11 protein-coding genes are annotated in these 11,598 nt (G+C 66.5%); all 11 read left to right on the forward strand.

Translation table 11 applies throughout. The annotated features are described in order from the left end of the window. Positions 1–1,155, forward strand: a complete 1,155-nt coding sequence (gene pseC, locus NX773_RS02230) for a UDP-4-amino-4,6-dideoxy-N-acetyl-beta-L-altrosamine transaminase (protein ID WP_258854761.1) — start codon at positions 1–3, stop codon at positions 1,153–1,155. Next, positions 1,152–2,948, forward strand: coding sequence for a pseudaminic acid cytidylyltransferase (gene pseF / locus NX773_RS23485; RefSeq protein ID WP_307728422.1), 1,797 nt, complete (start codon positions 1,152–1,154; stop codon positions 2,946–2,948). The genes pseC and pseF overlap by 4 nt, the downstream gene beginning before the upstream one ends. Next, positions 2,945–3,517, forward strand: a complete 573-nt coding sequence (gene pseH, locus NX773_RS02245) for a UDP-4-amino-4,6-dideoxy-N-acetyl-beta-L-altrosamine N-acetyltransferase (RefSeq protein ID WP_258854762.1) — start codon at positions 2,945–2,947, stop codon at positions 3,515–3,517. Before pseF ends, pseH begins: the two co-directional genes overlap by 4 nt. A 12-nt stretch (positions 3,518–3,529) precedes the next feature. After that, the gene (locus NX773_RS02250) at positions 3,530–3,772 is read left to right on the forward strand and encodes an acyl carrier protein (protein WP_258854763.1); all 243 of its coding nucleotides are present in this window, start codon (positions 3,530–3,532) and stop codon (positions 3,770–3,772) included. Then, the gene (locus tag NX773_RS02255) at positions 3,769–5,097 is read left to right on the forward strand and encodes an AMP-binding protein (RefSeq protein WP_258854764.1); all 1,329 of its coding nucleotides are present in this window, start codon (positions 3,769–3,771) and stop codon (positions 5,095–5,097) included. The genes NX773_RS02250 and NX773_RS02255 overlap by 4 nt, the downstream gene beginning before the upstream one ends. Continuing rightward, positions 5,094–5,816, forward strand: coding sequence for an SDR family NAD(P)-dependent oxidoreductase (locus NX773_RS02260; protein ID WP_258854765.1), 723 nt, complete (start codon positions 5,094–5,096; stop codon positions 5,814–5,816). Before NX773_RS02255 ends, NX773_RS02260 begins: the two co-directional genes overlap by 4 nt. Next, positions 5,813–6,622 carry a GNAT family N-acetyltransferase gene (locus tag NX773_RS02265; RefSeq protein ID WP_258854766.1) on the forward strand — a complete coding sequence of 270 codons (810 nt, stop codon included), beginning with the start codon at positions 5,813–5,815 and terminating at the stop codon, positions 6,620–6,622. Before NX773_RS02260 ends, NX773_RS02265 begins: the two co-directional genes overlap by 4 nt. Then, the gene (gene pseI, locus NX773_RS02270; protein ID WP_258854767.1) at positions 6,619–7,665 is read left to right on the forward strand and encodes a pseudaminic acid synthase; all 1,047 of its coding nucleotides are present in this window, start codon (positions 6,619–6,621) and stop codon (positions 7,663–7,665) included. Before NX773_RS02265 ends, pseI begins: the two co-directional genes overlap by 4 nt. Next, a complete protein-coding gene (locus tag NX773_RS02275) occupies positions 7,662–8,330 on the forward strand; it encodes a PIG-L deacetylase family protein (RefSeq protein ID WP_258854768.1) in 669 nt (222 codons plus the stop codon). Before pseI ends, NX773_RS02275 begins: the two co-directional genes overlap by 4 nt. A gap of 76 nt (positions 8,331–8,406) precedes the next feature. Further along, on the forward strand, positions 8,407–10,227 hold the full coding sequence (locus NX773_RS02280) for an LIC12162 family transferase (RefSeq protein WP_258854769.1): 1,821 nt from the start codon (positions 8,407–8,409) through the stop codon (positions 10,225–10,227). Between the two features lie 55 nt (positions 10,228–10,282). Then, a complete protein-coding gene (locus tag NX773_RS02285) occupies positions 10,283–11,521 on the forward strand; it encodes a hypothetical protein (protein ID WP_258854770.1) in 1,239 nt (412 codons plus the stop codon). Positions 11,522–11,598: the final 77 nt, after the last annotated feature.

Consider the following 11,598-nt stretch of genomic DNA (forward strand, 5'->3'; position numbering starts at 1 on the left):
ATGATTCCATACGGTCGCCAGGACATCACCCAGGCTGACATCGACCTCGTGGTCGATGTGCTCAAGTCGGACTTCCTCACCCAGGGGCCGATGGTGCCGCGCTTCGAGCAGGCGGTGGCCGGGCACGTGGGCGCGCGCCACGCGGTCGCGGTCAACAGCGCCACCGCGGCGCTGCATATCGCGTGCCTGGCGCTTGGCCTTGGCCCTGGCGACTGGCTGTGGACCAGCCCGAACACCTTCGTCGCATCGGCCAACTGCGCCCTGTACTGCGGCGCGCAGGTGGACTTCGTCGACATCGACCCGCGCACCTACAACATGAGCCCGCAGGCGCTGGAGCGCAAGCTGGTGCAGGCCGAGCGCGAGGGCCGCTTGCCCAAGGTGGTGGTGCCGGTGCACCTGTGCGGCCAGCCGTGCGACATGGCGGCGATTGCGGCATTGGCCAAGCGCTACGGCTTCAAGGTGGTCGAAGACGCATCGCATGCCATCGGCGGCAAGTACAAGGGCGAGTTCATCGGCAGCGGCCGCTACAGCGACATCACGGTGTTCAGCTTCCACCCGGTGAAGATCATCACCACGGCCGAGGGCGGGATGGCGCTCACCAACGACCCGGCCCTGGCCGACAAGATGGCGCTGTTGCGCAGCCACGGCATCACGCGCGATCCGGCCGCGATGACCGAGGCGCCGCACGGTCCGTGGTACTACCAGCAGATCGAGCTGGGCTTCAACTACCGCATGACCGAGCTGCAGGCCGCCCTGGGCGTGAGCCAGATGACGCGCCTGGACGAGTACGTCGCGCGCCGCCATGCGCTGGCGCGCCGCTACGACCGGTTGCTGGCCGACCTGCCGCTGGCCACCCCGTGGCAGCACGAGGACGGTTACTCGGGCCTGCACCTGTACGTGATCCGCCTGCGCCAGGGCGGGCGCAGCCACGCGGCGGTGTTCGACGCGCTGCGCGCCAGCGGAATCGGGGTGAACCTGCACTACATCCCGGTGCATACCCAGCCTTACTACCAGCGCATGGGCTTCAAGCCCGGCGACTTTCCCGAGGCGGAGCGCTACTACGCGGAAGCGATCAGCCTGCCGATGTACCCGACGATGACCGAAGCCCAACAGGACGAGGTCGTCGCCGCGCTGCGCAAGGCGCTGGACGCATGAAGCTGGCCGTGATTCCAGCGCGTGGCGGCAGCAAACGCATCCCGCGCAAGAACATCAAGGCGTTCGCCGGCAAGCCGATGATCGCATGGTCGATCGAGGCTGCGCTGCAGAGCGGCTGCTTCGACCGCGTGGTGGTCTCAACCGACGACGCCGAGATCGCCGAGGTGGCGCGCCAATACGGCGCGCAGGTGCCTTTCATGCGCCCGCCCGAACTGTCGGACGACCATACCGGCACCAGCGCTGTAGTAGCCCATGCGGTGCGCTGGATGGCCGATGAAGGCCAGGCGCCGGCCGAAGTGTGCTGCATCTATGCCACCGCGCCCTTCGTCCAGGCGGACGACCTGCGGCGCGGGCTGCGCATCCTGTCCGACAGCGGGGCCGATTACGCATTCTCGGTCACCACCTACGCGTTTCCGATCCAGCGCGCGATCCGTGTCACCGCGAACAAGCGGGTGGAGATGTTCGAGCCCGCGCACTTCACGACCCGTTCGCAGGACCTGGAAGAGGCCTGGCACGACGCCGGCCAGTTCTACTGGGGCAGGGCCGAGGCATGGCTGGCGCACAAGCCGGTGTTCAGCCAGGACGCAGCGCCGGTGCCGCTGCCGCGCCACCGCGTGCAGGACATCGACACACCCGAAGACTGGGAACGCGCCGAATGGATGATGAAGGCGCTGATGCACGCCGGCAGCGGCGGCGCGGCGCGGCGCAGGCGCGTCGCGTTTCGCACCGATGCGTCGCTCCAGATCGGCACCGGGCACGTGATGCGCTGCCTGACCCTGGCCGATGCGCTCGCCGCGCGCGGCGCCGATTGCGTGTTCCTGTGCCGTCCGCATGCGGGCAACCTGCTTGGGCTGATCGAGCAACGCGGGCACCGGGCGCTGGCGCTGCCTGCGCCGGCGCAGGGGGCGGCGGCAGGGCCGGCGGGGCCCGCGCATGCGCGCTGGCTCGGCACCGACTGGGCGACCGACGCCGCCGATACCCGCAAGGCGCTCGGCGGCGAGCCGGTGGACTGGCTGGTGGTGGACCATTACGCGCTGGACGCCCGCTGGGAGCGCGAGCTGCGCAGCCGGTGCCGGCAGCTGATGGCGATCGATGACCTGGCCGACCGCGAGCACGACTGCGACCTGCTGTTTGACCAGAACTGGAATGGCCCGGATTACGCGCGCCGCTATGACGGCCTGGTCCCGGCCCATTGCCAGCTGCTGCTTGGGCCGCGCCACGTGCTGCTGCGGCCGGAGTACCTGAAGCTGCGCGAGTGGCTGCCGCCGCGCGACGGCATGGTGCGGCGGGTCCTGGTGTTCGTCGGCGGCAGCGACCTGCAGGGCCTGACCAGCAGGATCCTGCGAGCGCTGGACGAGCCGGACCTGCGGGCACTGGCGGCCGACGTGGTCGTGGGCGCCAATTATCCGGATGCCGGCGCGCTGGCCGAGCAGGCCGCGCGCCGGCCGGGGACCGTGCTGCACGGACCTCAACCCAGCCTGGCCGGCCTGATGGCGCGCGCCGACCTGATGATCGGCGCCGGTGGCACCACAACCTGGGAGCGCATGAGCCTGGGCCTGCCGGGTATCGTGATCAGCGTGGCGCCCAACCAGACGCCGGCCAACCAGGCGCTGCACGACGCCGGCTACATTGATTTCCTGGGCGAGGTGGACGCGGTATCGGCCGCCGACATTGCGCGCTCGGTGCGGGGCTGCCTCGGCGACGGCGCAACCTTGCGCGCGCGCAGCCGCGCCATCAGTGCGCTGGTGCCGGGACTTGGAACCGAAGAACTTTGCGAGAGGCTGCTTGGATGAAAACACCTATTTCACGCTTCGTGCCTGTTACCGCCGACCTGATCGAGCAGATCAGGGTGTGGCGCAACAAGTCGCGTATCCGCGAAAACATGCTCGACGACACGCTCATCGAGGCTGACCAGCAGCGTCGCTGGTTCGACAGCCTGGGGCAGGCGACGGACCGGCAGTACCGCGTATTTTTGCAGGACGACAAACCTGTCGGGATGCTGTACTTTTCTGACATCGGCAGCAGCGCCTGCCATTGGGGCTGCTACATCGGCGAAGATGCGGTCTGGCCGGGAAGCGGCCTGATTCTCGAAATCGCAGCGCTCGACTTCGCGTTCGGCACCCTCGATGTCGCCACCCTGGTGGCGGAGGTTTTCGAAGGCAACCGTTCGCCGATCCAGATGCACCGCACCTTTGGCTACCGCGAGCAGGAGACCAAGTCCGCGAGCACCCGCAGCGGGCAGGCCAAAAACCTGATCTGCTTCAGCTATGCCAAGGCAGACTGGCTGGCCAACCGGGACCAGGTGCTGGCCAAACTCCCGCGGCAGATTCGCGCAGCTGCCGAACACATCCATTTTGCATAACAAGGACCAACCATGAAAGACAAAATTCTCTCTCTGATGCGAGAAATCGCCAACGAAGGCGGCGTCGAACTGAGCGCGACCATCGGCGAGGACACGGTCCTCCTGGAGAGCGGCCTGGACTCGCTGGGCTTCGCGATCCTGATCGCCCGCCTCGAGGAAGACCTTGGCTATGACCCGTTCACCATGATGGACGAGCCGGTCTATCCGCAGACGTTCGGCGAACTGATCGGCATCTATCAACGCTTCAAGCCATGACCGTAGAGACCCTGGAAAGCGCGCTCGGGCAGTTACCGCCGGAACGGCCGTGCCTGCCGGGTGTGGCGGGCTGCGAGACCGTGGCCGGCCTGCTCGAGGCGGCCCGGGCATTGCGCGCGCGCCTGGCCGGCACGGCCGCGGCCCGGGTGGCCCTGTGCGGCCTGGCGCCTGCCGAGCTGGTCCTGGCCTTGGTCGCGCTCGACGGTGTCGCGCAGCACATGCTGCTCCTGCCGGCATCGCTCGACGGGGCGGCCAGGGACATGCTGATAACACGGGCGGGCGCGACCCATGTGCTTGAAGCCGGCCTGCACCTGGCCGCGCTTGGCGCCGCGCCCCTTCCCGATGCGGCAGCGGCGGGCGCGACCCGCTGGGTGCTTGCCACCTCCGGCACCACCGGCACCCCGAAGCTGATCGAACACCAGCTGGCCACGCTCGCGCGCACCGTTCGGCGCGACCTCCAGCGCGGCGCCGGCTACGTGTGGGGCCTGCTCTACGACCCCAGCCGTTTCGCCGGCTTGCAGGTGGTGTTGCAGGCACTGTTTTCCGGTTCCCCGCTGGTGCTGCCCGAGCATGTCGAATTCGAGGCGCAGCTGGCGGCACTGTCACGATTTCCGGTCAATGCGCTCTCGGCCACGCCGACCCTGTGGCGCAAGCTGCTCATGGATGGGCGCGTCACGCGGCTGCCGCTGCGCCAGCTTACCCTGGGCGGCGAAACGGCCGATCAGGCCATCCTCGATGCGCTGCGTGCGCGCTTCCCGGATGCCAGGATCGTCCACATCTATGCGTCCACCGAGGCAGGCACCGGGTTTGCCGTCCAGGACGGGCGCGCAGGCTTTCCTGCGGCCTGGCTGGATCACCCGGGCCAGGGCCCGTCGATGCGGATCGATGCGCACGGCCACCTGCTGATCAAGCCGCCGCTGCTGCCGGAGGGCGCCGATATCCAGGCGCGCCTGACCGCCGAAGGCTACCTCGACACAGAGGACCTGGTGCGCGTCGAAGGGGACCGCGTGCTGTTCCTGGGGCGGGCCTCGGGCGCGATCAACGTGGGCGGCAACAAGGTCAACCCGGAGTGGCTGGAGAGCTATCTGCGCGGCCTCGAGGGCGTACAGGATGCCCGTGTCTATGGCAAGTCGAGCAGCATGACGGGGCAGCTGGTGGCCGCCGAAATCGTCGCCGCGCCGGGTACGGTGGCGCAGACCCTGCGCCAGCACATCATCCAGTCCTGTCGGCGCGACCTGGAGGCATGGCAAGTGCCAGTCTTCCTCTCGTTCGTCGCCGTCATCAAAGAAACCGCCGCTGGCAAACGCGAAAGGATTCAAGCATGAAAACCGTAGTCATTACCGGGGCGACCCGCGGGCTGGGCCTGGCGATCGCCCGTCAAGCCATCGCCGAGGGCTACAAGGTGGTCGCCGTCGGCCGCAGTCTGTCCCCCGAACTGGGCGCGACCTGCGAGCAGCACCCGGAAGCGATCCATTTCGAGCCCTACGACTTCAACGAGGTGGAAGGCATCCACAACTTTGCAAACCACGTGGCGAAGACCTATGGCCGCCCGTGGGGCCTGGTGAACAATGCGGCGATCGGCACCGACGGCGTGCTCGCGACCCTGCACGAGCGCGACATCGGGCAGCTGCTGCGCGTGAACGTGGAAGCGCCGATCCTGCTCACCAAATACCTGCTGCGTCCAATGCTGATGAACCGGGCTGGCCGCATCGTCAACATCTCCTCGATCATCGCCAGCACCGGCTTTAACGGGCTGTCGGTGTACGGCGCCACCAAGGCGGCCCTGGCGGGCTTTACCCGCTCGCTGTCGCGCGAAGTCGGCAAGGCCGGCATCACCGTGAACACCGTCGCCCCGGGCTACATGGAGACCGACATGACCAGTGCCCTGCAGGGTGAGAAGCTGGAGTCGATCAAGCGCCGCAGCCCGCTCGGCCACCTGGCCCGGGCCGAGGACGTGGCCCACGCGGTGACCTACCTGCTGAGCGAGAAGGCGGCGCGCGTGACCGGCAGCACCATCACGGTGGACGCAGGCAGCACGGCATGACCGGCATGAAGCAGCTGAAGCTGGAAGTACGGGAGACCCGCGACGCGGACATCGACGGCGTGATCGCGCTGTTCTGCGAGACCGGGAGCAATCCGTACAACTGGTGCCCGGCCAAGTGGCGCCACTATTATCGCGACTACCCGGAAGGGCGGCCGCTGTCGCTGGTGGCGCTCATCGATGGCAGAATCGTCGGGCATTACGGCATGCTCCCGGTCCGCATCGGCGAGCATGCGGCCATGCTCGGTGTGCACGCCTATGTCGCGGCCGACCAGCGCGGCCTGACCGTGATCTCGGCGCTGATGAAGGATGTCGACCAGCGCTGCCAGGCCGCGGGCATTGCCCTGATCTGCGGTTTCGCCAACCCCAGGTTCACGATCGTGAAGACCACCGTCTTCAAATGGAAAGCAACGTGCTGGCTCGGGTTCCAGCAGGGGATCGGCGCGGACGACCTGGCCGCGGCAAAGGGCAGGAAGTTTTTCTTCAACTACTCGGCGCCCTGGTACGACTGGCGCTTTGGCGCCGCCGCGGACCAGTACCTGAGCAGGTACGTGGACCCGCAGGGCGCGGTGCACAAGCAGCTGTTGAAAACCACGCCGCGCACGGTGGCGGCGTCCATCGCCGGGGCAGAGGGCTGGTCGCCGAACAGCACCTACCCGGCTGGCCGCGAAGGCGAGTTTCGCCAGCCCTTCTCGATGAAAGTGTTCGACGAGCGCCTGATCGCGCAAGGCATCCTTGAGCATGGCAATTGGAGCATCGAAATGGGCGACTCCGACACATTCCAATATACCCCGTGGAGCATCACATGATTGAAATTGCAGGCCGACAGATCGGCCCCGACAGTCCGCCGTTCATCATCGCCGAGATGTCGGGCAACCACAACCAGTCGCTGGACCGGGCCATGCGGATCGTCGACGCGGCAGTCGAAGCGGGTGCGCATGCGATCAAGTTGCAGACCGCCAGTCCGGACGGCCTGACCCTGGACGTGGATTCGCCCGACTTCAAAATCCTCGACAAGGACAGCCTGTGGTACGGCAAGAACCTGTACCAGCTGTATCAGGAGGCTGTCACGCCGTGGGAATGGCACGGCCCCATCTTCGAACACTGCCGCAGCCGCGGCATCATCGCTTTCAGCTCGCCTTTCGAACTGAAAGCGGTGGACTTCCTGGAGAGCCTGGACGCGCCGTGCTACAAGATCGCCTCGTTCGAGCTGGTCGATACCCAGCTGGTGCGCCGCGCCGCGCAGACCGGCAAGCCGCTGATCATGTCGACCGGTATGGCGAGCCTGAGCGAGATCGAGACCGCCGTGAAGACCGCCCGCGCCGAAGGCAATGACCAGATCATTCTGCTCAAGTGCACCTCGACCTATCCGGCACGGCCCACCAACACCAACCTGCTGACCATTGCGCACCTGCGCGAAGCCTTCGGCACGCAAGTGGGACTGTCCGACCACACGATGGGCGTGGGCGTGCCTTGCGCGGCTGTGGCGATGGGCGCAACCGTGGTCGAAAAGCACTTCACCCTGGCGCGCGCCGATGGCGGCGTGGACGCCGCGTTCTCGCTCGAGCCGCACGAACTGAAGCTGCTGGTCGAGGAAACCGAGCGCGCCTGGCAGGCCGTGGGCACCGTGCGCTACGGCGGCAGCAAGGATGAACAGGCGTCGCTCAAGTACCGCCGTTCGATCTACATCAGCGAGGACGTCAAGGCAGGCGAGGCCCTGACGCCGGAGAACATGCGCATCGTGCGGCCAGGTTTCGGCCTGGCTCCGAAGTACTATGACCTGCTGATCGGCCGCCGCGTGAACAAGGACCTCGCCAAGGGCACGGCCATGTCCTGGGAGTACATCGGATGAAAGCGGTCATGGTCATTGCGGCGCATACCGACGACGAAGCCATCGGCTGCGGCGGTACGATCGCGCGCCACGTCGCCGCCGGCGATGCGGTCCACGTCGTGTTCATGGCCGACGGCGTCACCTCGCGCGCGCAGGCCGACACCGCGGGTTTGCAGCAGCGGCACGCCGCGGCGGAGCAGGCGCATGCGGTGCTTGGCATCGCCGGCGCGCACCACCTTGGATTCCCGGACAACCGGCTCGACAGCGTGGCGCTGCTCGACGTGGTGCAGCCGCTCGAGCAGATCATCCGCGCCGTCCGTCCCGAAATCGTGTACACCCACCACAGCGGTGACCTGAACGTCGATCACCAGATTACACACCAGGCGGTGATGACTGCCTGCCGCCCGCAGCCAGGGTTTCCGGTGCGCGAGATCCTGGCTTTCGAAGTCATGTCCAGCACCGAATGGACCGGTTGCGCGCAGCTGCCCTTTGTTCCCGACGTGTTCATCGACATCGACGCGTTCTGGGAGCGCAAGCGCAAGGCGCTGGAAGCATATGCGCTTGAAATGCGCGACTTTCCGCATTCACGCAGCATCGAGCACATGGACATTCTCGCGCGGCACCGGGGCGCCTGTGTCGGCGTGGCGCGTGCGGAAGCATTCAAACTGATCCGCTCGCTGCGCTAGGCCAGCCGGTTCGCACAGCCACGCCCTCGATGCCTGAACACACGTCAACCCAGAGCCAACCAGTATCGGCCCGTTCATGACCACCTCCAACCGCGCGGCCGGGAATGTCCGGCGCTGTCTTGTTACCACCTCGCACCGGGATTTCTGGAATACGGAAGGGCCGCTGCTGCTGCTGGGCCAGTGGTGCGCCAATGGCCGCGATGCCGCGCAACTGGCGGGCCGCGACGTGCACATCGCCGCCCCCTACGGGTTCGCGCTGGAGCAGCGCGACGCCGACCATGCGGCGGTGCGCGCGCTGGAGGAGCGTCTGTTCCCCGACTTGTGCCGGATGCTGAACGCCGCGCACGGCGTCAGCCATACCGAGCGCTATTGGCAGATCCTGACCGGGCAGTGGTTCCGCACCGCGCTGTCAGTGCTGTTCAACCGCGTGCGCACGCTGCAGGCTTGCCTGGAGGCGCACGGGCCGGCCTGCACGCTCGATCCGGGCAGCGCAGCCTTCGTCCTGGCACGGCCGGCTTCGAACGAAGCGCTGTGGGCCTACAGCGACCCGCGGTGGGACGGCCACTGTTGCCTTCGCATCCTCAAGTTGATCGCGCCGCAGCTCGCTTTCGAGGAGCGTCCCGCCGCACCTGAGCGCGCGGCGCCGGCGCCCGCCGCGATTCCCGGACCGGGCACCAAAAAGAAGTTGCTGGTCTCGGCGTGGCGCGTCTTGCAGCAGGTCGCGCAACGGTTCGCGCGCAGCACGGACGCGTTCATCATCAATTCCTACCTGCCCCGCGACCACGAGGTGCGGCTCCAGCTGCGCCTGGGCCAGTTCCCGCAGCTGTGGAAATCGCCCGCGATCCGGTTCGACCAGCGTGTCGATCGCGCGCGCCGGCAGCAGTACGCGGCGCAGTGGGCGAGCAGCAACAATGACACGGTGGAGCAGGTGGCGCGCGCGCTGCTGTTCGAGATCATCCCGGTCTGCTACCTGGAAGGCTACCAGCACCTGGTATCGAGTGCGGCGCGGCTGCCATGGCCGGACTCGCCGAAGTTCATTTTCACCAGCAATAATTTTGGCACCGACGAATTGTTCAAGGCCTGGGCCGCCGAACGCGTGCAGCGCGGCGTCCGATATATCGTGGGTCAGCATGGCAACAACTACGGGACGCACCGCTACGTCAATCCGTCGGTGGAGGAAGCGACCAGCGACGCGTTCGTCACCTGGGGCTGGAAGGGCAAATTGTCCCAGCACACGCCAGGCTTCAACCTGAAGGTTCCCGCCGGCACCGAGCTGCGGGCCGACCCGCAGGGTGGCGTGCTGCTGGTCCAGGTCTGGGCCGGCCACCGGATCGTCACCTGGGACAGCTCGGAGCAGTTCCTGCACTACCTGGCCGACCAGTTCGCGTTCGTCAAGGGACTGGCGCAGCCGGCCAAGGCGCTGCTGAAGGTGCGCCTGCATCACGACTGGGCGCGTCTGGACTGGAACGAACCGGAGCGCTGGAAGCAGTTCGACCCGCTCCTGCGCCTGGACCCCGGCTTCGAAGGCATCCAGGACCAGATCCGCAAGTCGCGCCTGGTCATCCACAGCTACGACTCGACCGGCCTGCTCGAGACGCTCGCGCTGGACATCCCGACGCTCGCGTTTTGGCAGAACGGGCTGGCGCATCTTCGCGACGAGGTGCAGGACGACTTCCAGGCACTGGTGGACGCCGGCATCGTGCATCTGTCGCCCGCATCGGCGGCCGCTACCGTCAATGCGATTTGCGACGACGTGGCCGGCTGGTGGCGTGAACCGGCGCGGCGCGAGGCGGTGCGCAAGTTTTGCAGCAAGTACTCGCGGCTGTCCGCCGACCCGGCGCGTGACCTGGCGGCGCTCCTGAACCGGGCTGCCGCGGCCGAACTGAACAACCACTGACTGATTACACGCCAAGGCAGGGGCCGCGTTGTTGCCGGGCCGCCTGGAACTGATTATGACCTCGACAAACCTCGCTGAAACGAACAACCGGAGCGTGCCGGAACCGCTGTCGATCCGGCGGGTGACGCTGCTGGCTTTGATGGTGTTCTTTGCCTCGTTGACCTCGTCGCCGTCGATCCTGCGCGGCGTCACGCCCGCCGCGATTGCGAAGCTGGCGCCGCTGCTGCTCATCGTCATGCTGGCTGCGAGGGGAAACTTCAACCTGCCCCGGCGCTTCCTGCTGGCCTGGGGGGCCTGTTTCATCGCCATGTTCGCGTCGGGCCTGCAGATCGTCCTGAACTCTCCCGATGCGATGGCGCCGATAAACAGCGCAATCATCCTGCTGATCGTGGTCGGACTGGCCGCCAACCTGCATGACGAACGGTTCCGCAACCTGATGCTGAAATGGTGGAAGGTGCTGTTCTGGATCGTTGCGCTGTGCTCCGTCGTGAACTGGATCCTGGCGCCGCTGGTGCCGTCGCTGTTTGTCAATTTCGACTTCGGCCAGTTCTACGAAGGGAACGCGCGCACCTATCTGATTTCACCGTTCGGTGCCGTCATTCTCCAGAATTACGGCACCTTCCAGATCTACCGGGTCACGGGGCTGCTGGCCGAACCTGGCATGATGTCGCTGTTTTTCTTTGTCAATGCGATCCTCGGCCTGGCGGGCCGCAGCCCGGTCTTCAGCAAGCGCTTCGGCATGGTCAACCTGGCGGCCGCTTTTGGCACCCATTCGGTCGCCTTCTACGCCGCGCTGGTAACGGTGCTGTTCTACTTCGTCGCCGCCCGCATGGGCTGGCGCTACCGCTTCCTGATCCTGGCAGTGGCATGCGTGGCGGCCGCCGTGTTTTACGAATTCGTCGACGACACGGTGCAGGCGCTGCTGCTGCGCAGCTCGTTCGACGTGCGCGAAAACGACGCCGAATTTCTCACCAATCTCGTGAACGGCTCGCCACTGTCCGCGTTGATCGGCTATGCCTGGTGGGGCGAATACCGCCAGTTGCCGGCCGCGTTCCAGCAATTGTTTTACCAGGTCGGCCTGATCGGCGCGGCGCTGTATGCGCTGGTGCTGAGCTTCTTCCTGAAGGAGTCCAGGTTGTGCTGGATCGCCGTTTTCGTCTATGGCTTTTCGATCGACTACCAGGACTTCGTGATCCTGCCGCTGATGCTCTTCATTGTAAAAGCCCATGACGACTTGAGGCGGCCGCAACAGGCGCTGCCCGGCGCCATGCACTGCGGCGTCGCGAACGCGTAGTGGCGCAAACACCGTACCTTTCACTGATCGGAAACACAGCTTGAAAATCGTTGTTTTTATCGAAAATAACCAGCAGG

Origin of the sequence: Massilia solisilvae (genome assembly GCF_024753215.1) — a bacterium.
Taxonomy (GTDB): Bacteria; Pseudomonadota; Gammaproteobacteria; order Burkholderiales; family Burkholderiaceae_D; genus Telluria; species Telluria solisilvae.

What these genes read in the sequence shown, in the direction of transcription:
- pseI (WP_258854767.1), top strand. Translation starts at nt 6,619, where the DNA reads ATGATTGAAATTGCAGGCCGACAGATCGGCCCCGACAGTCCGCCGTTC.
- NX773_RS02260 (WP_258854765.1), top strand. Translation starts at nt 5,094, where the DNA reads ATGAAAACCGTAGTCATTACCGGGGCGACCCGCGGGCTGGGCCTGGCG.
- NX773_RS02250 (WP_258854763.1), top strand. Translation starts at nt 3,530, where the DNA reads ATGAAAGACAAAATTCTCTCTCTGATGCGAGAAATCGCCAACGAAGGC.
- NX773_RS02280 (WP_258854769.1), top strand. Translation starts at nt 8,407, where the DNA reads ATGACCACCTCCAACCGCGCGGCCGGGAATGTCCGGCGCTGTCTTGTT.
- pseC (WP_258854761.1), top strand. Translation starts at nt 1, where the DNA reads ATGATTCCATACGGTCGCCAGGACATCACCCAGGCTGACATCGACCTC.
- NX773_RS02275 (WP_258854768.1), top strand. Translation starts at nt 7,662, where the DNA reads ATGAAAGCGGTCATGGTCATTGCGGCGCATACCGACGACGAAGCCATC.
- NX773_RS02255 (WP_258854764.1), top strand. Translation starts at nt 3,769, where the DNA reads ATGACCGTAGAGACCCTGGAAAGCGCGCTCGGGCAGTTACCGCCGGAA.
- NX773_RS02285 (WP_258854770.1), top strand. Translation starts at nt 10,283, where the DNA reads ATGACCTCGACAAACCTCGCTGAAACGAACAACCGGAGCGTGCCGGAA.
- pseF (WP_307728422.1), top strand. Translation starts at nt 1,152, where the DNA reads ATGAAGCTGGCCGTGATTCCAGCGCGTGGCGGCAGCAAACGCATCCCG.
- pseH (WP_258854762.1), top strand. Translation starts at nt 2,945, where the DNA reads ATGAAAACACCTATTTCACGCTTCGTGCCTGTTACCGCCGACCTGATC.
- NX773_RS02265 (WP_258854766.1), top strand. Translation starts at nt 5,813, where the DNA reads ATGACCGGCATGAAGCAGCTGAAGCTGGAAGTACGGGAGACCCGCGAC.